Origin of the sequence: Psychrobacter sp. AT9, assembly GCF_047272965.1 — a bacterium.
Classification (GTDB): Bacteria; Pseudomonadota; Gammaproteobacteria; order Pseudomonadales; family Moraxellaceae; genus Psychrobacter; species Psychrobacter glaciei.
Genome location: NZ_JBKOTW010000001.1, coordinates 3,332,557 through 3,356,557 on the forward strand (window position 1 = coordinate 3,332,557; position 24,001 = coordinate 3,356,557).

Sequence of the window (24,001 nt, forward strand, 5' to 3'; positions counted from 1 at the left end):
ACTATGTAATTGTCGCTTAAGCTCACTGAATAACCCTTCGAGAGAATTAGTGGTATTTGGTAGGTCTAAATGCCCATATTCTTGATAAGTAAACAACCAATCGCTATTGGTTCTTAAGCTACGATAAGCACTTCTAAGACGCTTGTGCGGCCGGTATCCTCATTGGTACTACGTTCATTAAAATAGGCTTCATGAGTCAGATACCAGTGATCTAAGCGATTTACAAAGGCATCTTTATCAAGCTGTTTTATTTCTAAAGTAAGTCGTCTAAGCTCAATACTGGCACTGTTCTTAGGGCGGCGTGTTAAATAGCGGGTCACTATTTGCACTTGATGAAACTGGCACATCTGGCAAGGGATGCGGGTGAATAACGTTCTCAGTTCTCGTCTACCATCACAGGTGATGCTTTGTATATCTACGCTTAACGATACTAGATGATCAATCCCTTGCTTATAAGCACTATTGGTTTCATGACTGACTATCGCATAATTAAGAACGGTTCTAGTGGTGTTGTCCATAAAGACCATTAAACCAAACTTGCGACCAAAGTAAGTGGTGTCCATGATGATATTAGCAGTCTTAGGACGTTTAGCTGGATACTCAATACTGACTTTATCTAAGCGTCTTTGAATGGTTTTAAGACTACAGTGATATTTATCCGCCAGTTGTTGGTAGGTCTGTTTTCCTTGCGTATCTTCAGTCCAAAGCGTTCGGTTATTAAGTCTTTTGCCACCTAAAAACTGCCGCCTGCAAGCTAGACATTGATACTGCTGTTTGCCAAGCTTACGTCCATTCTTCTTGGTGTGTTTATCACTACAAAAAGGGCAGTTTTTTGATTCATGGCGTTGATTCCTTGCAAATATAGACAGTATATAGCGTTAGACCCTACGTCAGCATGAATTTTGTCCATTACACCTTATTTTTTTATGATTATATTACTGTGTAAGATTTTATGACTTAAATTGTTTTTTCTAGCCAAAGAAAAGCCCCTCAACTTAATTGTTGAGGGGCTTTTCAGGAATAGAGAGCTGACGATGACCTACTCTCACATGGACGAATCCACACTACCATTGGCGCTACGATGTTTCACTTCTGAGTTCGGGAAGGGATCAGGTGGGGCCATCGCGCTATTGTCGTCAGCAAAGGGGGTTAGATATGAGTCTGATGTTGTTATCATTGACGTCAAGATATTATCTATTGGTCGACCAACTTGTAACCTAACTGAATCAAGGTTAAAGGTGATATCGAAATATTCTTTCTTTTATTCTATAGCCTAGGCTATACAAGATAGATTAATTAGAGCTTTGATACAAACCACTTGGGTGTTGTATGGTCAAGCCAAACGAGCAATTAGTACAGGTTAGCTACACACATCGCTGTGCTTCCACACCCTGCCTATCAACGTCGTAGTCTTCAACGGCTCTTTAGGGAAATCTAATCTTGAGGTGGGCTTCCCGCTTAGATGCTTTCAGCGGTTATCCCATCCGAACGTAGCTACCGGGCAATGCCACTGGCGTGACAACCCGAACACCAGAGGTTCGTCCACTCTGGTCCTCTCGTACTAGGAGCAGATCCTCTCAAATTTCCAACGCCCACGGTAGATAGGGACCGAACTGTCTCACGACGTTCTAAACCCAGCTCGCGTACCTCTTTAAATGGCGAACAGCCATACCCTTAGGACCTGCTTCAGCCCTAGGATGAGATGAGCCGACATCGAGGTGCCAAACACCGCCGTCGATATGAACTCTTGGGCGGTATCAGCCTGTTATCCCCAGAGTACCTTTTATCCGTTGAGCGATGGCCCTTCCATACAGAACCACCGGATCACTAAGACCTACTTTCGTACCTGCTCGACTTGTGGGTCTCGCAGTTAAGCGCGCTTTTGCCTTTATACTCTACGACCGATTTCCGACCGGTCTGAGCGCACCTTCGTACTCCTCCGTTACTCTTTAGGAGGAGACCGCCCCAGTCAAACTACCCACCATACATTGTCCTCGGTATTGTTATACCTGAGTTAGAACCCCAACATGACCAGGGTGGTATTTCAAGATTGGCTCCACAAACACTAGCGTGTCTGCTTCAAAGCCTCCCACCTATCCTGCACAAGTCAGGTCAAAGTTCAATGTAAAGCTGTAGTAAAGGTTCACGGGGTCTTTCCGTCTAGCCGCGGGTACACAGCATCTTCACTGCGATTTCGATTTCACTGAGTCTCTGCTGGAGACAGCGCTGCCATCATTATGCCATTCGTGCAGGTCGGAACTTACCCGACAAGGAATTTCGCTACCTTAGGACCGTTATAGTTACGGCCGCCGTTTACTGGGGCTTCGATCAAGAGCTTCGCTTACGCTAACCCCATCAATTAACCTTCCAGCACCGGGCAGGCATCACACCCTATACGTCCACTTTCGTGTTTGCAGAGTGCTGTGTTTTTAATAAACAGTTGCAGCAGCCTGGTATCTGCGACTGTCAACAGCTCAAGGAGCAAGTCCTATCACCATCAACAGCGTACCTTCTCCCGAAGTTACGGTACCATTTTGCCTAGTTCCTTCAGCAGAGTTCTCTCAAGCGCCTTGGTATTCTCTACCTGATCACCTGTGTCGGTTTAGGGTACGATTCGTTTATAACTATTGCTTAGAAGCTTTTCCTGGAAGCATGGTATTTGCCACTTCGCTGTACAAGTACAGCTTGCTATCAGATCTCAGCCATGTAGTAGCCCGGATTTACCTAAGCCACAAGCCTACATCCTTTCACCTGGACAACCAACGCCAGGCTGACATAACCTTCTCCGTCCCTCCATCGCATTATAAACAAGTATCAGAATATTAACTGATTTCCCATCGACTACGCCTTTCGGCCTCGCCTTAGGGGTCGACTCACCCAGCCCCGATTAACGTTGGACTGGAACCCTTGATCTTCCGGCGTGCGAGCTTTTCACTCGCATTATCGTTACTCACGTCAGCATTCGCTCTTGTGATACCTCCAGCATGCCTTACGACACACCTTCACAGGCTTACACAACGCTCCCCTACCACTTGAAAACAAATTCAAATCCGCAGCTTCGGCTCCTAGTTTGAGCCCCGTTACATCTTCCGCGCGGGCCGACTCGACTAGTGAGCTATTACGCTTTCTTTAAAGGATGGCTGCTTCTAAGCCAACCTCCTAGCTGTCTATGCCTTCCCACCTCGTTTCCCACTTAACTAGGAATTTGGGGCCTTAGCTGGCGGTCTGGGTTGTTTCCCTCTCCACAATGGACGTTAGCACCCACTGTGTGTCTCCCGGATATCACTCATCGGTATTCGGAGTTTGCATCGGTTTGGTAAGTCGGTATGACCCCCTAGCCGAAACAGTGCTCTACCCCCAATGGTGTTCGTCCGAGGCGCTACCTAAATAGCTTTCGGGGAGAACCAGCTATCACCGAGTTTGATTAGCCTTTCACCCCTATCCACAAGTCATCCCCTGGCTTTTCAACGACAGTGGGTTCGGTCCTCCGGTTGATGTTACTCAACTTTCAACCTGCTCATGGATAGATCACTCGGTTTCGGGTCTATGCCCTGCAACTAAACGCCCTATTAAGACTCGGTTTCCCTACGGCTCCCCTAAACGGTTAACCTTGCTACAGAACATAAGTCGCTGACCCATTATACAAAAGGTACGCGGTCACCCTAATAAATTAAGGCTCCCACTGCTTGTACGCACACGGTTTCAGGTTCTATTTCACTCCCCTCACAGGGGTTCTTTTCGCCTTTCCCTCACGGTACTGGTTCACTATCGGTCAGTCAGGAGTATTTAGCCTTGGAGGATGGTCCCCCCATCTTCAAACAGGATTTCTCGTGCCCCGCTCTACTTAATATGTTAACGCTAATGTTTCGAATACAGGACTATCACCTACTACGGTCAGCTTTCCCACGCTGTTCTTCTACATTAGCACTAATCGGCTTCTCCCCGTTCGCTCGCCGCTACTTGGGGAATCTCATTTGATGTCTATTCCTAAGGGTACTGAGATGTTTCACTTCCCCTCGTTCGCTTCTCGTACAAGTACGAGATACCTACCTTATGGTAAGTGGGTTTCCCCATTCAGAAATCTCCGGATCACAGGATATTGCCGCCTCCCCGAAGCTTATCGCAGGCTGTCACGTCTTTCATCGCCTCTGACTGCCAAGGCATCCACCATGTGCGCTTCATTACTTGACCATACAACCCCAAGTAGTCTTAACTTATAAATAAGTTTTAACTTCAAAGTGTCATAAAGTCTAATTATGATAACGATATCACCTAATTTTATACGCTTGATTCAGTTCTCTTTACTTTTTTAATAACTCACTACTGGGATAACAACTGATGTCGTTAAGTAGTGAGTTATTAAGGTTAGGAACAACGCGTGAACACGTGTTCCTAACCCAGACTCATATCTATGTTTTTAAATAGTTCTTACGCTCTCGTCGAGTCATAAGTTCTGTATAAAACAGAAAGAAATAATCGTATGATGTAATATCTGAATTATTTGTTTCTGTTTATGCTTGTTTAATATATTTACTATCGTATTTATTATGGTGGAGCCAAACGGAGTCGAACCGTTGACCTCCTGCGTGCAAGGCAGGCGCTCTACCAACTGAGCTATGGCCCCGTAAAATAAATGGTAGGCCTGGGCAGACTTGAACTGCCGACCCCCGCGTTATCAACACGGTGCTCTAACCAGCTGAGCTACAGGCCTGTGTCTGCCTGTAAAGGCAAAGCGCTAATAATAAATACTAGCTAAACTAAAGAACAACTTGTTGTGAATTCTTGCTGACCGAATGCCATCTATAAGGAGGTGATCCAGCCGCAGGTTCCCCTACGGCTACCTTGTTACGACTTCACCCCAGTCATCAACCACACCGTGGTGAACGCCTCCCCGAAGGTTAAGCTATCCACTTCTGGTGCAATCAACTCCCATGGTGTGACGGGCGGTGTGTACAAGGCCCGGGAACGTATTCACCGCGGCATTCTGATCCGCGATTACTAGCGATTCCTACTTCATGGAGTCGAGTTGCAGACTCCAATCTGGACTACGATAGGCTTTTTGAGATTCGCATCACATCGCTGTGTAGCTGCCCTCTGTACCTACCATTGTAGCACGTGTGTAGCCCTGGTCGTAAGGGCCATGATGACTTGACGTCGTCCCCGCCTTCCTCCAGTTTGTCACTGGCAGTATCCTTAGAGTTCCCGGCTTAACCCGCTGGTAACTAAGGACAAGGGTTGCGCTCGTTGCGGGACTTAACCCAACATCTCACGACACGAGCTGACGACAGCCATGCAGCACCTGTATTCTAATTCCCGAAGGCACTCCCGCATCTCTGCAGGATTCTAGATATGTCAAGACCAGGTAAGGTTCTTCGCGTTGCATCGAATTAAACCACATGCTCCACCGCTTGTGCGGGCCCCCGTCAATTCATTTGAGTTTTAACCTTGCGGCCGTACTCCCCAGGCGGTCTACTTATTGCGTTAGCTGCGTCACTAAGTCCTCAAGGGACCCAACGACTAGTAGACATCGTTTACGGCGTGGACTACCAGGGTATCTAATCCTGTTTGCTACCCACGCTTTCGAGCCTCAGTGTCAGTATTATGCCAGAAGGCTGCCTTCGCCATCGGTATTCCTCCAGATCTCTACGCATTTCACCGCTACACCTGGAATTCTACCTTCCTCTCACATACTCTAGCTCAACAGTATCAGATGCAGTTCCCAGGTTGAGCCCGGGGATTTCACATCTGACTTATCGAGCCACCTACGCTCCCTTTACGCCCAGTAATTCCGATTAACGCTTGCACCCTCTGTATTACCGCGGCTGCTGGCACAGAGTTAGCCGGTGCTTATTCTGCAGCTAATGTCATCGTCCGTGGGTATTAACCACGGAGTCTTCTTCACTGCTTAAAGTGCTTTACAACCAAAAGGCCTTCTTCACACACGCGGCATGGCTGGATCAGGGTTTCCCCCATTGTCCAATATTCCCCACTGCTGCCTCCCGTAGGAGTCCGGGCCGTGTCTCAGTCCCGGTGTGGCTGATCATCCTCTCAGACCAGCTACAGATCGTCGCCATGGTAGGCCTTTACCCCACCATCTAGCTAATCCGACTTAGGCTCATCTAATAGCGAGAGCAGTAAACTGCCCCCTTTCTCCCGTAGGTCGTATGCGGTATTAATACGAGTTTCCCCGTGCTATCCCCCACTACTAGGTAGATTCCTAAGTATTACTCACCCGTCCGCCGCTCGACGCCTGATAGCAAGCTATCATCGTTTCCGCTCGACTTGCATGTGTTAAGCCTGCCGCCAGCGTTCAATCTGAGCCATGATCAAACTCTTCAGTTTAATCTTGCTATGAAGTCCTTTAAAGAGACTTCTAAACTTGGCTCATCTAATCTGGCAAAATCGCTAAAAATTATGTTCGTAATGAATTAACTTTGAGTTTTTCTGCTGTCTTAAATGATAATTTTTATAGTTAGAATGAACTCCGAAAAGGAGCTAAAACCAACTTTATTTTTTAGCATTCTGAATCAGCAAAAATCCACACAAGTTGTTCTTTAGTTATGCTTTTAAATAGTGCTCAATCACTGTCGTCCAGTAACTGATATATTGGGTATCTCTCTTGCTGTTTAGTCTCAAACCCTTGCGGGTTAAGCTATCTAGCGAGCCGACTATCTTATCATAATGATTGGGATTGTCAAGCTTTTTTATAATTTGTTTCATCAGGTTAACTGGGTTATTAATGTGTAATCTACACACTAGTTACTTCCAGCTCGTCTTGATGAGGGCGTATTATAGACGCTTTAAATTCTGTGTCAAGAGGTAATTTCTATTTAGTTTGAAGTAAATGTCTCATCACTCATTCTAAACAGCCTTCCCTTTCAACTAGGGCGCATTATACGGGGTTTTAAGACTGGGTCAAGGTAAATCGTTATTTTTGGTGTAATGGACAAAATTCATGCTAGAAATTAGAAGGTAGTGGCTAATGGACAAAATTCATGCTATTTGAGTGTCTTTGACCCTAAAAAGTCTTTAATAAGCCGTAACTTACGATACTCATTTAGTCCATGATGACTATGTAATTGTCGCTTAAGCTCACTGAATAACCCTTCGAGAGAATTAGTGGTATTTGGTAGGTCTAAATGCCCATATTCTTGATAAGTAAACAACCAATCGCTATTGGTTCTTAAGCTACGATAAGCACTTCTAAGACGCTTGTGCGGCCGGTATCCTCATTGGTACTACGTTCATTAAAATAGGCTTCATGAGTCAGATACCAGTGATCTAAGCGATTTACAAAGGCATCTTTATCAAGCTGTTTTATTTCTAAAGTAAGTCGTCTAAGCTCAATACTGGCACTGTTCTTAGGGCGGCGTGTTAAATAGCGGGTCACTATTTGCACTTGATGAAACTGGCACATCTGGCAAGGGATGCGGGTGAATAACGTTCTCAGTTCTCGTCTACCATCACAGGTGATGCTTTGTATATCTACGCTTAACGATACTAGATGATCAATCCCTTGCTTATAAGCACTATTGGTTTCATGACTGACTATCGCATAATTAAGAACGGTTCTAGTGGTGTTGTCCATAAAGACCATTAAACCAAACTTGCGACCAAAGTAAGTGGTGTCCATGATGATATTAGCAGTCTTAGGACGTTTAGCTGGATACTCAATACTGACTTTATCTAAGCGTCTTTGAATGGTTTTAAGACTACAGTGATATTTATCCGCCAGTTGTTGGTAGGTCTGTTTTCCTTGCGTATCTTCAGTCCAAAGCGTTCGGTTATTAAGTCTTTTGCCACCTAAAAACTGCCGCCTGCAAGCTAGACATTGATACTGCTGTTTGCCAAGCTTACGTCCATTCTTCTTGGTGTGTTTATCACTACAAAAAGGGCAGTTTTTTGATTCATGGCGTTGATTCCTTGCAAATATAGACAGTATATAGCGTTAGACCCTACGTCAGCATGAATTTTGTCCATTACACCTTATTTTTTTATGATTATATTACTGTGTAAGATTTTATGACTTAAATTGTTTTTTCTAGCCAAAGAAAAGCCCCTCAACTTAATTGTTGAGGGGCTTTTCAGGAATAGAGAGCTGACGATGACCTACTCTCACATGGACGAATCCACACTACCATTGGCGCTACGATGTTTCACTTCTGAGTTCGGGAAGGGATCAGGTGGGGCCATCGCGCTATTGTCGTCAGCAAAGGGGGTTAGATATGAGTCTGATGTTGTTATCATTGACGTCAAGATATTATCTATTGGTCGACCAACTTGTAACCTAACTGAATCAAGGTTAAAGGTGATATCGAAATATTCTTTCTTTTATTCTATAGCCTAGGCTATACAAGATAGATTAATTAGAGCTTTGATACAAACCACTTGGGTGTTGTATGGTCAAGCCAAACGAGCAATTAGTACAGGTTAGCTACACACATCGCTGTGCTTCCACACCCTGCCTATCAACGTCGTAGTCTTCAACGGCTCTTTAGGGAAATCTAATCTTGAGGTGGGCTTCCCGCTTAGATGCTTTCAGCGGTTATCCCATCCGAACGTAGCTACCGGGCAATGCCACTGGCGTGACAACCCGAACACCAGAGGTTCGTCCACTCTGGTCCTCTCGTACTAGGAGCAGATCCTCTCAAATTTCCAACGCCCACGGTAGATAGGGACCGAACTGTCTCACGACGTTCTAAACCCAGCTCGCGTACCTCTTTAAATGGCGAACAGCCATACCCTTAGGACCTGCTTCAGCCCTAGGATGAGATGAGCCGACATCGAGGTGCCAAACACCGCCGTCGATATGAACTCTTGGGCGGTATCAGCCTGTTATCCCCAGAGTACCTTTTATCCGTTGAGCGATGGCCCTTCCATACAGAACCACCGGATCACTAAGACCTACTTTCGTACCTGCTCGACTTGTGGGTCTCGCAGTTAAGCGCGCTTTTGCCTTTATACTCTACGACCGATTTCCGACCGGTCTGAGCGCACCTTCGTACTCCTCCGTTACTCTTTAGGAGGAGACCGCCCCAGTCAAACTACCCACCATACATTGTCCTCGGTATTGTTATACCTGAGTTAGAACCCCAACATGACCAGGGTGGTATTTCAAGATTGGCTCCACAAACACTAGCGTGTCTGCTTCAAAGCCTCCCACCTATCCTGCACAAGTCAGGTCAAAGTTCAATGTAAAGCTGTAGTAAAGGTTCACGGGGTCTTTCCGTCTAGCCGCGGGTACACAGCATCTTCACTGCGATTTCGATTTCACTGAGTCTCTGCTGGAGACAGCGCTGCCATCATTATGCCATTCGTGCAGGTCGGAACTTACCCGACAAGGAATTTCGCTACCTTAGGACCGTTATAGTTACGGCCGCCGTTTACTGGGGCTTCGATCAAGAGCTTCGCTTACGCTAACCCCATCAATTAACCTTCCAGCACCGGGCAGGCATCACACCCTATACGTCCACTTTCGTGTTTGCAGAGTGCTGTGTTTTTAATAAACAGTTGCAGCAGCCTGGTATCTGCGACTGTCAACAGCTCAAGGAGCAAGTCCTATCACCATCAACAGCGTACCTTCTCCCGAAGTTACGGTACCATTTTGCCTAGTTCCTTCAGCAGAGTTCTCTCAAGCGCCTTGGTATTCTCTACCTGATCACCTGTGTCGGTTTAGGGTACGATTCGTTTATAACTATTGCTTAGAAGCTTTTCCTGGAAGCATGGTATTTGCCACTTCGCTGTACAAGTACAGCTTGCTATCAGATCTCAGCCATGTAGTAGCCCGGATTTACCTAAGCCACAAGCCTACATCCTTTCACCTGGACAACCAACGCCAGGCTGACATAACCTTCTCCGTCCCTCCATCGCATTATAAACAAGTATCAGAATATTAACTGATTTCCCATCGACTACGCCTTTCGGCCTCGCCTTAGGGGTCGACTCACCCAGCCCCGATTAACGTTGGACTGGAACCCTTGATCTTCCGGCGTGCGAGCTTTTCACTCGCATTATCGTTACTCACGTCAGCATTCGCTCTTGTGATACCTCCAGCATGCCTTACGACACACCTTCACAGGCTTACACAACGCTCCCCTACCACTTGAAAACAAATTCAAATCCGCAGCTTCGGCTCCTAGTTTGAGCCCCGTTACATCTTCCGCGCGGGCCGACTCGACTAGTGAGCTATTACGCTTTCTTTAAAGGATGGCTGCTTCTAAGCCAACCTCCTAGCTGTCTATGCCTTCCCACCTCGTTTCCCACTTAACTAGGAATTTGGGGCCTTAGCTGGCGGTCTGGGTTGTTTCCCTCTCCACAATGGACGTTAGCACCCACTGTGTGTCTCCCGGATATCACTCATCGGTATTCGGAGTTTGCATCGGTTTGGTAAGTCGGTATGACCCCCTAGCCGAAACAGTGCTCTACCCCCAATGGTGTTCGTCCGAGGCGCTACCTAAATAGCTTTCGGGGAGAACCAGCTATCACCGAGTTTGATTAGCCTTTCACCCCTATCCACAAGTCATCCCCTGGCTTTTCAACGACAGTGGGTTCGGTCCTCCGGTTGATGTTACTCAACTTTCAACCTGCTCATGGATAGATCACTCGGTTTCGGGTCTATGCCCTGCAACTAAACGCCCTATTAAGACTCGGTTTCCCTACGGCTCCCCTAAACGGTTAACCTTGCTACAGAACATAAGTCGCTGACCCATTATACAAAAGGTACGCGGTCACCCTAATAAATTAAGGCTCCCACTGCTTGTACGCACACGGTTTCAGGTTCTATTTCACTCCCCTCACAGGGGTTCTTTTCGCCTTTCCCTCACGGTACTGGTTCACTATCGGTCAGTCAGGAGTATTTAGCCTTGGAGGATGGTCCCCCCATCTTCAAACAGGATTTCTCGTGCCCCGCTCTACTTAATATGTTAACGCTAATGTTTCGAATACAGGACTATCACCTACTACGGTCAGCTTTCCCACGCTGTTCTTCTACATTAGCACTAATCGGCTTCTCCCCGTTCGCTCGCCGCTACTTGGGGAATCTCATTTGATGTCTATTCCTAAGGGTACTGAGATGTTTCACTTCCCCTCGTTCGCTTCTCGTACAAGTACGAGATACCTACCTTATGGTAAGTGGGTTTCCCCATTCAGAAATCTCCGGATCACAGGATATTGCCGCCTCCCCGAAGCTTATCGCAGGCTGTCACGTCTTTCATCGCCTCTGACTGCCAAGGCATCCACCATGTGCGCTTCATTACTTGACCATACAACCCCAAGTAGTCTTAACTTATAAATAAGTTTTAACTTCAAAGTGTCATAAAGTCTAATTATGATAACGATATCACCTAATTTTATACGCTTGATTCAGTTCTCTTTACTTTTTTAATAACTCACTACTGGGATAACAACTGATGTCGTTAAGTAGTGAGTTATTAAGGTTAGGAACAACGCGTGAACACGTGTTCCTAACCCAGACTCATATCTATGTTTTTAAATAGTTCTTACGCTCTCGTCGAGTCATAAGTTCTGTATAAAACAGAAAGAAATAATCGTATGATGTAATATCTGAATTATTTGTTTCTGTTTATGCTTGTTTAATATATTTACTATCGTATTTATTATGGTGGAGCCAAACGGAGTCGAACCGTTGACCTCCTGCGTGCAAGGCAGGCGCTCTACCAACTGAGCTATGGCCCCGTAAAATAAATGGTAGGCCTGGGCAGACTTGAACTGCCGACCCCCGCGTTATCAACACGGTGCTCTAACCAGCTGAGCTACAGGCCTGTGTCTGCCTGTAAAGGCAAAGCGCTAATAATAAATACTAGCTAAACTAAAGAACAACTTGTTGTGAATTCTTGCTGACCGAATGCCATCTATAAGGAGGTGATCCAGCCGCAGGTTCCCCTACGGCTACCTTGTTACGACTTCACCCCAGTCATCAACCACACCGTGGTGAACGCCTCCCCGAAGGTTAAGCTATCCACTTCTGGTGCAATCAACTCCCATGGTGTGACGGGCGGTGTGTACAAGGCCCGGGAACGTATTCACCGCGGCATTCTGATCCGCGATTACTAGCGATTCCTACTTCATGGAGTCGAGTTGCAGACTCCAATCTGGACTACGATAGGCTTTTTGAGATTCGCATCACATCGCTGTGTAGCTGCCCTCTGTACCTACCATTGTAGCACGTGTGTAGCCCTGGTCGTAAGGGCCATGATGACTTGACGTCGTCCCCGCCTTCCTCCAGTTTGTCACTGGCAGTATCCTTAGAGTTCCCGGCTTAACCCGCTGGTAACTAAGGACAAGGGTTGCGCTCGTTGCGGGACTTAACCCAACATCTCACGACACGAGCTGACGACAGCCATGCAGCACCTGTATTCTAATTCCCGAAGGCACTCCCGCATCTCTGCAGGATTCTAGATATGTCAAGACCAGGTAAGGTTCTTCGCGTTGCATCGAATTAAACCACATGCTCCACCGCTTGTGCGGGCCCCCGTCAATTCATTTGAGTTTTAACCTTGCGGCCGTACTCCCCAGGCGGTCTACTTATTGCGTTAGCTGCGTCACTAAGTCCTCAAGGGACCCAACGACTAGTAGACATCGTTTACGGCGTGGACTACCAGGGTATCTAATCCTGTTTGCTACCCACGCTTTCGAGCCTCAGTGTCAGTATTATGCCAGAAGGCTGCCTTCGCCATCGGTATTCCTCCAGATCTCTACGCATTTCACCGCTACACCTGGAATTCTACCTTCCTCTCACATACTCTAGCTCAACAGTATCAGATGCAGTTCCCAGGTTGAGCCCGGGGATTTCACATCTGACTTATCGAGCCACCTACGCTCCCTTTACGCCCAGTAATTCCGATTAACGCTTGCACCCTCTGTATTACCGCGGCTGCTGGCACAGAGTTAGCCGGTGCTTATTCTGCAGCTAATGTCATCGTCCGTGGGTATTAACCACGGAGTCTTCTTCACTGCTTAAAGTGCTTTACAACCAAAAGGCCTTCTTCACACACGCGGCATGGCTGGATCAGGGTTTCCCCCATTGTCCAATATTCCCCACTGCTGCCTCCCGTAGGAGTCCGGGCCGTGTCTCAGTCCCGGTGTGGCTGATCATCCTCTCAGACCAGCTACAGATCGTCGCCATGGTAGGCCTTTACCCCACCATCTAGCTAATCCGACTTAGGCTCATCTAATAGCGAGAGCAGTAAACTGCCCCCTTTCTCCCGTAGGTCGTATGCGGTATTAATACGAGTTTCCCCGTGCTATCCCCCACTACTAGGTAGATTCCTAAGTATTACTCACCCGTCCGCCGCTCGACGCCTGATAGCAAGCTATCATCGTTTCCGCTCGACTTGCATGTGTTAAGCCTGCCGCCAGCGTTCAATCTGAGCCATGATCAAACTCTTCAGTTTAATCTTGCTATGAAGTCCTTTAAAGAGACTTCTAAACTTGGCTCATCTAATCTGGCAAAATCGCTAAAAATTATGTTCGTAATGAATTAACTTTGAGTTTTTCTGCTGTCTTAAATGATAATTTTTATAGTTAGAATGAACTCCGAAAAGGAGCTAAAACCAACTTTATTTTTTAGCATTCTGAATCAGCAAAAATCCACACAAGTTGTTCTTTAGTTATGCTTTTAAATAGTGCTCAATCACTGTCGTCCAGTAACTGATATATTGGGTATCTCTCTTGCTGTTTAGTCTCAAACCCTTGCGGGTTAAGCTATCTAGCGAGCCGACTATCTTATCATAATGATTGGGATTGTCAAGCTTTTTTATAATTTGTTTCATCAGGTTAACTGGGTTATTAATGTGTAATCTACACACTAGTTACTTCCAGCTCGTCTTGATGAGGGCGTATTATAGACGCTTTAAATTCTGTGTCAACCATTTTACTGAAGGTTTTTAAATTAATTTTTCGATACCTATAATACTTTATATATTTCAATTATTTAGCTAAAAATTATTAAAAGTTGAAGTTAGATTCTAAACATAGTCTTTGGCGTTTAGCTCCTGTCTATTATAGATAAGCTAAGCCTACTTATAAATAAGCTCAGTCTGCCCCTCAAAAACTGTGAATCATTTTATTACGCTATGAAATATACAGTTCATCTGTAGCTACGGATCACCCCTATATTCATCACTCTTGATATTGATCACAGCGCACCTATATATAGAAGCTGACCTAATCCCTTGCTATCTAGTGTTTATAGACGGTTTTTGCTATAATAGCCGCTTTTATAACATTGCTTAAGAGCAGTTCTGCTTAACCTTAATATAGAAGGCAGCTTGTTTTCTATTATCGTGACGCGATTATATGTCTGCGCTTTTAAGTAATGCCTATCTCTTACAACATATCACAGTGGTTGGATATAATTGACGCAGTCTTACGGTTACATGATTGATTGTTGCAATCATCACTGCCAACGGACGCAAAAAGGTGAATAGATTATGGTAGCGATTACTTTACCCGATGGTAGCGTAAAACAGTTTGAAGGCAACACGACTGTCATGGAAGTGGCGCAAAGTATTGGTGCAGGACTTGCCAAAGCGACGGTTGCGGGACGTGTAGATGGTCAGTTGGTTGATGCCTCTGATCCAATTACCCGTGATGCCAAGGTGGAAATCGTTACCCCAAAAGATGCTGATGGTGTCGATATCATTCGTCACTCGGCGGCCCATCTATTAGGGCACGCAGTCAAGCAGCTCTATCCTGATGTAAAAATGGTCATCGGTCCAGTAATCGAAGACGGCTTTTATTATGACATTTATAGTGAGACGCCATTCACACCTGAGAATATGGAAGCCATAGAAAAACGTATGGTGCAGTTGATAAAGCAAGACTATGACGTCATAAAGAAGATAACGCCACGTGCTGAAGTGATTAAGATTTTTGAAGAGCGCGGCGAAGACTATAAGCTCAAGCTGATTAATGATATGCCCGGTGAAGAAGCTTTCGGTCTATATCATCATCAAGAATACGTCGATATGTGCCGTGGCCCTCACGTGCCAAACACGCGATTCTTGAAAGTATTTAAATTGACGAAAATGTCTGGTGCTTATTGGCGCGGCGATGCTAAGAATGAGCAGCTGCAACGTATCTATGGTACAGCATGGGCGGATAAGAAAGATCTAAAAGCGTATATCCAGCGTATTGAAGAGGCTGAAAAACGCGACCATCGTAAGATTGGTAAAGCGCTTAATTTGTTTCATATGCAAGAGCAAGCACCCGGCATGGTGTTCTGGCATGCCAATGGCTGGACGATCTATCAAGTACTTGAGCAATATATGCGCAAAGTACAATACGATAATGGCTACGAAGAAATCAAAACGCCACAAATTGTTGATCGTAGCTTGTGGGAGCGTTCTGGACATTGGGGTAACTATGCAACCAATATGTTTACAACCTCAAGTGAAAACCGTGATTATGCAGTGAAGCCAATGAACTGCCCTTGCCACGTACAAGTCTTTAACCAAGGTCTAAAGTCTTACCGTGACTTGCCTTTACGTATGGCAGAGTTTGGCTCATGTCACCGCAACGAGCCATCAGGCTCATTGCATGGTTTGATGCGTGTTCGTGGTTTTACCCAAGATGACGCGCATATCTTCTGTACGCAAGCGCAGATTCAGCAAGAAGTCGCTGATTTCATTAAGCTAACACTTGCTGTCTACGAAGATTTCGGCTTCGATAACATTATTATGAAACTCTCGACACGTCCTGAAAAACGCGTCGGTAGCGATGAGTCTTGGGACTTTGCAGAAAAAGCTTTGGCCGATGCACTTGATAATTCAGGGCTTGATTGGGATTATCTGCCAGGTGAAGGCGCGTTTTATGGTCCGAAGATTGAATTCAGTCTCAAGGATTCCTTAGGTCGCGTGTGGCAGTGCGGTACCATTCAGGTTGATCCGAATATGCCAGAGCGCCTCGATGCGGAATTCGTTAACGAGCAAAATGAGCGCGAAGTACCTATTATGCTACACCGTGCAATCTTGGGTTCGTTCGAGCGTTTTATCGGTATCTTGATTGAGAATTATGCTGGTTGGATGCCAGTATGGTTGGCACCACAGCAAGTTGTGGTCATGAATATCACAGATAAACAAGCTGATACCTGCGAAAATGTGGTCAGCGAGCTAAAAAATGCAGGTTTGCGCGCCATTAGTGACTTGCGTAACGAAAAGATTGGATTTAAGATACGAGAGAAAACATTAGAACGTATTCCCTATATGCTAGTATTAGGGGATAAAGAAGTCGAATCGGGCAGTGTTAATGTCCGTACTCGCGAAGGTGAAAACCTTGGCGTGATGAGCGTTCCTGAATTTATTGCATTAGTACAGACAGCTGTCGCTGAGAAAGGTCGACAGAACCCAAAAACAGATGAGGAGTAATACCTATTAAACAGTCCAACCGTTTGAACATCAACGAAGATATCAGTGCCAAAGAAGTCCGTCTGGTCAAAGAAGACGGTGAACAAATGGGCGTGGTCGATATCGACACCGCGATGAAAGCGGCACGTGAAGACAGTCTAGATTTGGTTGAATTGGTTCCTGAAGCTAAGCCGCCAGTATGTAAAATCATGGATTATAAGCATTTCCTCTATGATCAAAAGCAAAAGGCAAAAGAAGCCAAGAAAAACCAGAAGCAGACTCAGCTCAAAGAGATGAAGCTACGTCCAAGTACCGAAGAGGCCGATTATCAGGTTAAACTGAGAAAAATCGTTAGCTTTTTGGAAGATCAAGACAAAGTTAAAATTAGCATCCGTTTCCGCGGACGTGAAATGGCGCACCAAGATATTGGTCGCAAACAACTTGATCGTATCATTGAAGATACCGCTGATATCTCAAACGTCGAGCAGTACCCTAAGATGGAAGGTCGTCAAATGGGTATGCTGCTTGGACCAACTAAGAAAAAGTAATCTATTCGTTAGATGACTGTTAGTGGTGGCTGTGAGTTGACATAGTTGTAAGTCGACGTAGATATTTATAATCTTAACCATCAATATGCTGCGGGATATTGGTGGTTTTTTATTATTTAACCTTACAAATAATAGTGTCATAGATGGTTTCATAGATATATTAAACTGACCGTGATTTACAAAATCTGTCTTCTCAGTCTTTTAATTACAAGGTAGTCTAAAGGTCTGTTGTATATCCATTTCTTCCTATGCAAGAAACCTTGTGCAAATAAAAATTATTAAATGTATAGAGATACCGTGTACCACGACTATTAACGTTGTTGGCAAAAAACACTGCCTCTCTCAGATATTATAGGAAACTTCATGCAAGAATTGACCCCACCCGAAAACGCCTCTACGCCAAGTATCTCTCTAACACCACCTGAACCGGTCAAAGAAATACAAAAAAGTGAAGCTGATCAGATGGTCAAGTTGGATGAAAACCAAATCCCAGAACTTGATGCCAAGGTCGATGCGTTCGTTGATCATGTACTGAATAACTCTGTACGTAGCGCTGAGTTTCAACAAAACGTGCAATCTATTCATAATTTAGGCAATAAAGAAATCCGCGAATCAGCACAAATATCCAATCGTATGTTAGCGTTGCCTGCAAAAAGCCTCAATGACAGCTTGTTCGATAACTCCCCTATTGCAAAATCATTGACTGAGTTACGCGGTATCGTCGAAGATTTGGATCCGAGCAAAAAAGAGCTGACCAGCTCGCGCAAGCTGTTTGGTCTCATTCCATTTGGTAATAAAGTACAAGATTACTTCCGCCAATATGAATCAGCACAATCACATATTAACGCGGTGGTCACCAGTCTATATAATGGTAAAGATGAGCTACTCAAAGACAATGCAATGATTGAGCAAGAAAAAGTCAATATGTGGGAATTGATGCAATCTATCCGTCAATATGTCTACGTCGGCAAAAAAATTGATGAACAGCTAGAGCAAAAAGTCTATGCAATCGAAGCAGCTGATCCTGAAAAAGCTCGTATTATTAAAGAAGAAATGCTGTTTTATGTACGTCAAAAAAATACGGACTTTTTAACCCAGTTGGCGGTTAATGTCCAAGGTTATCTGGCGCTTGATACCATTCGTAGAAACAATCTAGAGTTGATTAAAGGTGTAGATCGGGCAACCACAACCACCGTATCTGCGCTACGTACGGCTGTCGTCGTTGCACAAGCGATGACCAATCAGAAACTAGTACTTGATCAAATTACTGCTTTAAACAAAACGACAAGCAGCTTAATTGAGTCAACCTCAGCCATGCTCAAACGCCAGTCTGGTGAAATTCATGAGCAAGCAACCAGTAGCACTATTGAGCTTGATAAACTACAAAATGCCTTTAATAATGTCTATGATACGATGGATATGATCAGTAATTACAAAATTGAAGCGCTAGAAAATATGAAGCAGACGGTCAATACCTTGACCACTGAAGTCGATAAAGCACAAAAATATTTGGATAAGTCTAATCAAACGACAGTATTAGAAGTATCGAAAGAGATAGACAGTAAAAAGATAACCAATAAATCAGGTACAGTCGATATCGACATTTGATTTTTTGATAGTTGTTGCCGATTAAAGATGACAACTTCCTGCTACCGAATACACTTAAGACAATTGACGCAAGATATTGCCATGTCGTTCGTGTTAAGATAGCCATTATTAATAATTTTAAAAATAGATACGGTAATTTATGAGTTGGAACGATCCAAACGCCTCAAGTGAGGCAAAAAAATATGACAATCCCATTCCTAGTCGCGAGCTGATACTCGGCACGATTAATGAGCATGGCGAAGTCACGCATCAACAATTGGCAAAAGCCTTTAATATTGATGATCCTGATCAGTTTGACGCTTTAGGCAATCGTCTAAAAGCAATGGCACGCGATGGACAAGTAAACCGAGAAGGTCGTCCTTATCGCTACCGCACAGTGACCAAGCAAGATATCGTAACGGGTACAGTATCCGCGCATCCAAAAGGTTTTGGTTTCGTGTTGCTAAGCGACATGCCAGACCTATTCTTGCATGAAAAGCAAATGCGCTGGGTCTTTAATGGCGATACCGTTGAAGCGGTTGGTACCTCAACGGATAACCGTGGTCGTACCGAAGGGCGTATCGTCGATGTCGTCGAGCGTCGTCAAAATAATTTCATCGGTACGCTTGCGCGTGATGAAGATGGCTACTGTGTCGAGCTTGGCAGTCCCAATAACCATCAGCCGATTACAGTGACTGAAGAGAATGTGCAGGCTCTCGAAGTTAAGCAAGGCGCACCAGTCAAAGTAGATATCATCGACTGGCCAAATCAGCATGAGTTTGCTACTGGTAAAATCACTGAAGTCTTATCTGATGATAACGATCGTGAATTAATCATCGAGACTACCCTGCTCAACTACGACATTCCGTCTGATTTCAGCGAAGCGACGCTCAAACAGGCCAATGACTATAAAGAGCCGACTGAAAAAGATATAAAAGGTCGTACAGACTTGCGTGATTTGCCCCTCATTACTATCGATGGTGAAGATGCGCGTGACTTTGATGATGCCGTATTCGCTGAAAAGCGCTCTGGTGGTAACTACCGTGTCTTGGTAGCGATTGCTGATGTGAGTCATTACGTCACCCCAAATTCGCCACTTGATCAAGATGCTTATGAGCGTGGGACGTCAGTATATTTCCCACATCGCGTGATCCCGATGCTTCCTGAAGTACTGTCTAACGGTCTATGCTCATTGAACCCAGACCTTGATCGTCTATGTATGGTTGCTGATATCAAGATATCTCGGGCAGGCAAGGTCACCGGTTATGATTTTTATCCTGGAGTGATTCATTCACAAGCGCGCTTGACTTATAACCAAGTGAATGCTTATCTTGAGGATCCAAAAGATCCTAGTATCCCTGATTCATTAACAGGCAATAAAGCAGTCAAAAAATCTGTCGATACTCTGCATCAATTGTATGAGCTACTGCTGCAAAAGCGTGAAGAGCGTCATGCAATGGAGTTTGAGACGGTTGAAACTTATATCAAGTTCAATGAAAAAGGTGGTATCGCAGCCATCTTGCCGCGTACTCGTGGTGATGCACATAAGCTTATTGAAGAGTGTATGCTGCTCGCCAATACCTGTGCTGCCAATTTTGCGCTAAAAAATGAGCTACCGGTCTTATATCGTAACCATGATAAACCTGATGGCGAAAAATCGTTACGTGTCCATGAATATGCGAAAAACTTTGGTTTAAGCTTCCCAGAAGAAAACCCGACGCAAGCGGATTATCAGCGGATTATCGAAGCCACCAAAGAGAGACCCGATGCGATTAGTATCCACAGCATGCTATTGCGCTCAATGATGCAAGCGAATTATTCGCCTGACAATATTGGTCACTTTGGTTTGGCTTATGACGAGTATAGCCACTTTACCTCGCCGATTCGCCGTTATCCTGACCTCATGCTGCATCGCGCGATTAAAGCAAAAGTGACTAAAAGTCAGCAGCCAGTAATGGACTTCTCTTTAGAAGGTGCTGGCACACAGACTTCAGATACTGAACGCCGTGCTGAGAAAGCATCACGCTACGTAGAGTCTTGGCTCAAGTGTCATTATATGAAAGATCACGTCGGTGAAGAGTTCGACGGTGTGGTGACAACGGTTACTAGCTTCGGTTTATTTGTGACCTTAACCGACCTATATATCGATGGCTTGGTTCATATCTCTAATGTCGGCGATGACTTCTTTGTCTATGATGAGCAGCAACAGCAACTCATTGGTAAAGATAAAGGTACGTTATTTGGCTTGGGCGATTTGGTCAAAGTAAAAGTAGCTGGGGTCAATATGGATCTGCTACAAATCGACTTTGATCTTAAAGCTAAGCTGCAATCTAGCGAGATGAATCAAACGAAAAAAGATCAGCCAAAGAAGAGCACCGCTAGAAAAAGCAGTAGCCGAAACAATAAAGGTGCAAGCAAAAAAAGCTAACTCTCAATAAGAACTGAACGTAATAAAAAAGGCTAAAGTTTATCTTTAGCCTTTTTTTTGTGCGCGATGAATAAGTGATAACTGGTGAACTACTGCGCAGCACTCATCTGCTCTACGCGCTCTTGATTGACCTGCTCGGCTTGCTCTATTTGGGCAGTGGCATTATCGAGAATGGCTTTAGGCTGCTTACCAAGAGGCTGGCTTGCGATATCGGTGTTGGTGTTCACGGTATCTTCAGAGCTGATAGCAGTAGCCGGCGATGTGGTGCTACTGGTCGCCGCCGCTATCCGACTCTCGTGGCGATTGCTATTAAACATGTTAAAACCAATTAAGAGAACAATACCAGCTAGGGCGAATATAATCAGATGCTTCATTTGCATAAAAATGTCTCGTATATTTTATATGATAACTGTCTTATACGTTTCACTGCATTTTTTATGCCTAGTTTTGAGGTTGCTTAGATATTTACTCTTGCGGACTATTATTACTCAACAAATCGGTCTCATCTGAACTTTCAGCAATTTCTTGTTCGACTTTTTCCATTAACTTTTCGTCAGGACGGGCGCTCAACACCTCTTCAGCACTACGTCCTTGCAGAATATATTTAGCGCGGGCTTTGGCTTGTTTTTTGTCTTTGTCATCAGCACTGCTATTATCGACTTTATTAATATCTATAGATTCGGGTGTCGTCGGTGTAATCGTCATATCAGCATTAGTCCCATTAGCTTGGTTAGAGCGGTTATTGCCTTGCAGATGCTCCAAGGCTTTTTCTAACTCATCATTAAAGCGTAGACGATATATGGGTTCAGGGAGACTAAATCCTTCGTTTTCTAAGGCGTGCTTGGTTTCGCGTATGGCAATACTACGTGCTTTGGCAAAATCTGTTTCTGATTGATCCACCCAGATCTGAAACTCTAGAATAATATTGGAGTCGCCAACATTGGTAATGACCGCAATGGCTTTGGGTTCATCTAAGACAAAATCCAGCTGACATATCGCATCGATACCAACTTTAATGGCCGCAAGTGGGTCGTCATTGGCATCGACACCCAACTCAAAGGTAAAGCGCCGTTCAGGGTTTTTGGTGTAATTTAGAATAGTGCCTTTAAAGACCTCCGCATTTGGGATACGTAGCTGATTGCCATCTAAAGTCATCAGAATCGTCGCGCGTGACGTCAAACGCACCACAATGCCTTCTTGCCCGTTGATGACAATCTGATCACGAGCGCGAAACGGCTGACGAATACTCAGCATCAAAGAGGCAATATAGTTTTCAATGGTATCTTTGACCGCAAAACCAACTGCGATACCGATGACCCCAGCACCGCCAAGTAGCGTACCTAAGATCGTCTCTGCCCCTATCAAACTTAACGCTAGAATCAAACCAAAAATGATGAATATCACCTTGACGGTTTGTGCCAACAGCTCAGCGACGAAAGGATTGGGCGTGAGCCGTTGCCACATTTTTTTTCGATTGGAGAACCAACTACCAAACCATGTGACCAAGCCAAAGATAACAATACCAACCAACAGTAAGGGCACGGCTTTGACTAAGTTCTTAACTTGTGCTTTAAGACCTTGATAAACCGTCGTGACATTATCCTGAACATCCAGCGTTCGATTGATATTGTCCTCGACGGTGACCACATCCGTCAAACGGTTGGTCAAATTAATGGCTTGTTGCGCCTTTTTTTCGTTGGGAGTTTCTCCTGCTAACGTCACAACGCCTTGAGTAACGCTGACACTGACCGCCTGCAGCCCTTCTATTTCAGAAAAAATACCGTTGATACGTTGACGAATGTCATTGTCTTTTAGAGGGGTAGGTGTGGTTTCGATTTGAGCATTGTTGGTACTCTCGCCACTAATCACAGGTGGGTCGGCAGGAGGTGGCAAACTTTGTGAGTCGGCTTCTACAGAGGTCTCGCCTTCTGTGGCAACAGGATTAGGCACTTCTTCTAGCGTACTCTCTATACCCAAGGCCGTCGTGACACTGGCTATATCTTCACCAGCAGCATAAGCGGGTAAAGTAAAAACGAGGCTTAGTAGTAACAGCAGCTGACCCCATACCGTTAAAAACTTGCGTGTCATTAGGCGGTCAAGATAAGCGGCCATAAGCATCCTTCGCTCAGTGTTTTTGCTGGGTAATATTACGATTAAAAACTAGCGAGTGTTCTCAATCTAAACGTGAAGAACTTAATGGGAGAGACTAAATGGGCTAAAAATGAATATAGCCCATCATTGATCATTTAAACTCATTAGCTGTCTGAATCAATTAACTGTCTAAATAACGTTGTGCTTCCGCTAAGTCCAACGTGCCTTCATAGATAGCGCGGCCGGTAATAATGCCTTCAATACAATCACCATAAGGCTTAAGCAATTCGATATCTTGCATATTGGTCACACCACCCGAAGCAATCACTGGCAAGCCACCTTCGCGCGCCAAATTGACTGTCTGCTCGACATTGACACCCTGCATCATGCCGTCACGGGCAATATCAGTATAAACGATTGAAGACACGCCTACATCGGCAAAGCGTTTGGCAAGCTCGGTGGCTTTGGTGTCTGTCACATTCGCCCAGCCATGAGTCGCAACCATGCCGTCTTTGGCATCAATACCTACGATAATATGTCCAGCAAACTCGCGGCAAGCCTCGGTCACAAAATCAGGATCTTCAACCGCTTTAGTGCCAATAATAATATAGGTCAGTCCAGCAGTGATGTACTGCTCAATGGTGTTCATATTACGCACACCGCCGCCCAATTGAATAGGCAGCTGCGGAAAAGCTTTGGCGATGTCGTTGACGACTTGCTTATGTACTGGCACTCCATCAAATGCGCCGTTCAAATCGACCAGATGTAACCGGCGCGCGCCCTCATTTACCCAACGTGCTGCTACAGCGACAGGGTCATCTGAAAACACCGTATCATCTTCCATACGGCCTTGTTTTAAGCGCACACATTTACCATCTTTTAAATCAATAGCGGGGATAATGACAGGGACAGCACACATATAGCATTCCTTATAAAACGTAATATTAAAAAATAAGAATAAACGGCAAAGTAAAACAATAAAT

General features: G+C 45.0%; 9 protein-coding genes, 4 tRNA genes and 6 rRNA genes. 4 read left to right on the plus strand and 15 right to left on the minus strand.

The window, feature by feature from the left end; genetic code table 11:
• Positions 1-113 precede the first annotated feature (113 nt).
• From ACMFL8_RS13935 to ACMFL8_RS13990, 12 genes are all read right to left on the minus strand, one after another.
• Positions 114-563, minus strand: coding sequence for a hypothetical protein (locus ACMFL8_RS13935; RefSeq protein ID WP_413191307.1), 450 nt, complete (start codon positions 561-563; stop codon positions 114-116).
• A gap of 463 nt (positions 564-1,026) precedes the next feature.
• Positions 1,027-1,141, minus strand: a 5S ribosomal RNA gene (gene rrf, locus ACMFL8_RS13940).
• 188 nt (positions 1,142-1,329) lie between these two features.
• Positions 1,330-4,191, minus strand: a 23S ribosomal RNA gene (locus ACMFL8_RS13945).
• Positions 4,192-4,548: 357 nt separating this feature from the next.
• A tRNA-Ala gene (locus ACMFL8_RS13950) sits at positions 4,549-4,624 on the minus strand.
• 10 nt (positions 4,625-4,634) lie between these two features.
• Positions 4,635-4,711 (minus strand) — tRNA-Ile (locus ACMFL8_RS13955).
• Between the two features lie 92 nt (positions 4,712-4,803).
• Positions 4,804-6,342 (minus strand): 16S ribosomal RNA (locus ACMFL8_RS13960).
• An 841-nt stretch (positions 6,343-7,183) separates the two neighbouring features.
• The gene (locus ACMFL8_RS13965; RefSeq protein WP_413191307.1) at positions 7,184-7,633 is read right to left on the minus strand and encodes a hypothetical protein; all 450 of its coding nucleotides are present in this window, start codon (positions 7,631-7,633) and stop codon (positions 7,184-7,186) included.
• 463 nt (positions 7,634-8,096) lie between these two features.
• Positions 8,097-8,211: ribosomal RNA gene (gene rrf / locus ACMFL8_RS13970) — 5S ribosomal RNA — on the minus strand.
• A 188-nt stretch (positions 8,212-8,399) separates the two neighbouring features.
• A 23S ribosomal RNA gene (locus ACMFL8_RS13975) occupies positions 8,400-11,261 on the minus strand.
• Positions 11,262-11,618: 357 nt separating this feature from the next.
• Positions 11,619-11,694, minus strand: a tRNA-Ala gene (locus ACMFL8_RS13980).
• 10 nt (positions 11,695-11,704) lie between these two features.
• Positions 11,705-11,781, minus strand: a tRNA-Ile gene (locus ACMFL8_RS13985).
• A gap of 92 nt (positions 11,782-11,873) precedes the next feature.
• Positions 11,874-13,412, minus strand: a 16S ribosomal RNA gene (locus tag ACMFL8_RS13990).
• Together the 16S, 23S and 5S rRNA genes with 4 tRNA genes alongside form the textbook arrangement of a ribosomal RNA operon.
• Before the next feature lie 1,038 nt (positions 13,413-14,450).
• Between ACMFL8_RS13990 and thrS the strand changes: the two genes are divergently transcribed.
• From thrS to rnr, 4 genes are all read left to right on the plus strand, one after another.
• Positions 14,451-16,385: a threonine--tRNA ligase gene (gene thrS / locus ACMFL8_RS13995; protein WP_413191308.1), complete on the plus strand. Its 1,935-nt coding sequence runs from the start codon at positions 14,451-14,453 to the stop codon at positions 16,383-16,385.
• Positions 16,386-16,408: 23 nt separating this feature from the next.
• Positions 16,409-16,912, plus strand: a complete 504-nt coding sequence (gene infC, locus ACMFL8_RS14000; protein WP_010197324.1) for a translation initiation factor IF-3 — start codon at positions 16,409-16,411, stop codon at positions 16,910-16,912.
• A gap of 363 nt (positions 16,913-17,275) precedes the next feature.
• Positions 17,276-18,520 (plus strand): toxic anion resistance protein, encoded by a 1,245-nt coding sequence (locus ACMFL8_RS14005; protein WP_413191309.1) that lies wholly within the window; start codon positions 17,276-17,278, stop codon positions 18,518-18,520.
• A gap of 139 nt (positions 18,521-18,659) precedes the next feature.
• A complete protein-coding gene (rnr, locus tag ACMFL8_RS14010) occupies positions 18,660-20,927 on the plus strand; it encodes a ribonuclease R (RefSeq protein WP_413191310.1) in 2,268 nt (755 codons plus the stop codon).
• Between the two features lie 89 nt (positions 20,928-21,016).
• Here the strand turns inward: rnr and ACMFL8_RS14015 are convergent, their stop codons facing one another.
• The 3 genes from ACMFL8_RS14015 to hisA form a co-directional block, all read right to left on the minus strand.
• Positions 21,017-21,307, minus strand: a complete 291-nt coding sequence (locus tag ACMFL8_RS14015) for a hypothetical protein (protein ID WP_413191311.1) — start codon at positions 21,305-21,307, stop codon at positions 21,017-21,019.
• An 85-nt stretch (positions 21,308-21,392) separates the two neighbouring features.
• Entirely contained in the window at positions 21,393-23,039 is a 1,647-nt protein-coding gene (locus ACMFL8_RS14020; RefSeq protein WP_413191312.1) for a mechanosensitive ion channel domain-containing protein, read from the minus strand.
• Between the two features lie 160 nt (positions 23,040-23,199).
• On the minus strand, positions 23,200-23,937 hold the full coding sequence (gene hisA / locus ACMFL8_RS14025; RefSeq protein ID WP_010197307.1) for a 1-(5-phosphoribosyl)-5-[(5-phosphoribosylamino)methylideneamino]imidazole-4-carboxamide isomerase: 738 nt from the start codon (positions 23,935-23,937) through the stop codon (positions 23,200-23,202).
• Between the last annotated feature and the right edge of the window lie 64 nt (positions 23,938-24,001).

Excerpts from the sequence above, each read along its gene's own strand:
- ACMFL8_RS13935 (WP_413191307.1), bottom strand. The coding sequence starts at position 563 with ATGGACACCACTTACTTTGGTCGCAAGTTTGGTTTAATGGTCTTTATG.
- ACMFL8_RS13965 (WP_413191307.1), bottom strand. The coding sequence starts at position 7,633 with ATGGACACCACTTACTTTGGTCGCAAGTTTGGTTTAATGGTCTTTATG.
- thrS (WP_413191308.1), top strand. The coding sequence starts at position 14,451 with ATGGTAGCGATTACTTTACCCGATGGTAGCGTAAAACAGTTTGAAGGC.
- ACMFL8_RS14005 (WP_413191309.1), top strand. The coding sequence starts at position 17,276 with ATGCAAGAATTGACCCCACCCGAAAACGCCTCTACGCCAAGTATCTCT.
- rnr (WP_413191310.1), top strand. The coding sequence starts at position 18,660 with ATGAGTTGGAACGATCCAAACGCCTCAAGTGAGGCAAAAAAATATGAC.
- ACMFL8_RS14015 (WP_413191311.1), bottom strand. The coding sequence starts at position 21,307 with ATGCAAATGAAGCATCTGATTATATTCGCCCTAGCTGGTATTGTTCTC.
- ACMFL8_RS14020 (WP_413191312.1), bottom strand. The coding sequence starts at position 23,039 with ATGGCCGCTTATCTTGACCGCCTAATGACACGCAAGTTTTTAACGGTA.
- hisA (WP_010197307.1), bottom strand. The coding sequence starts at position 23,937 with ATGTGTGCTGTCCCTGTCATTATCCCCGCTATTGATTTAAAAGATGGT.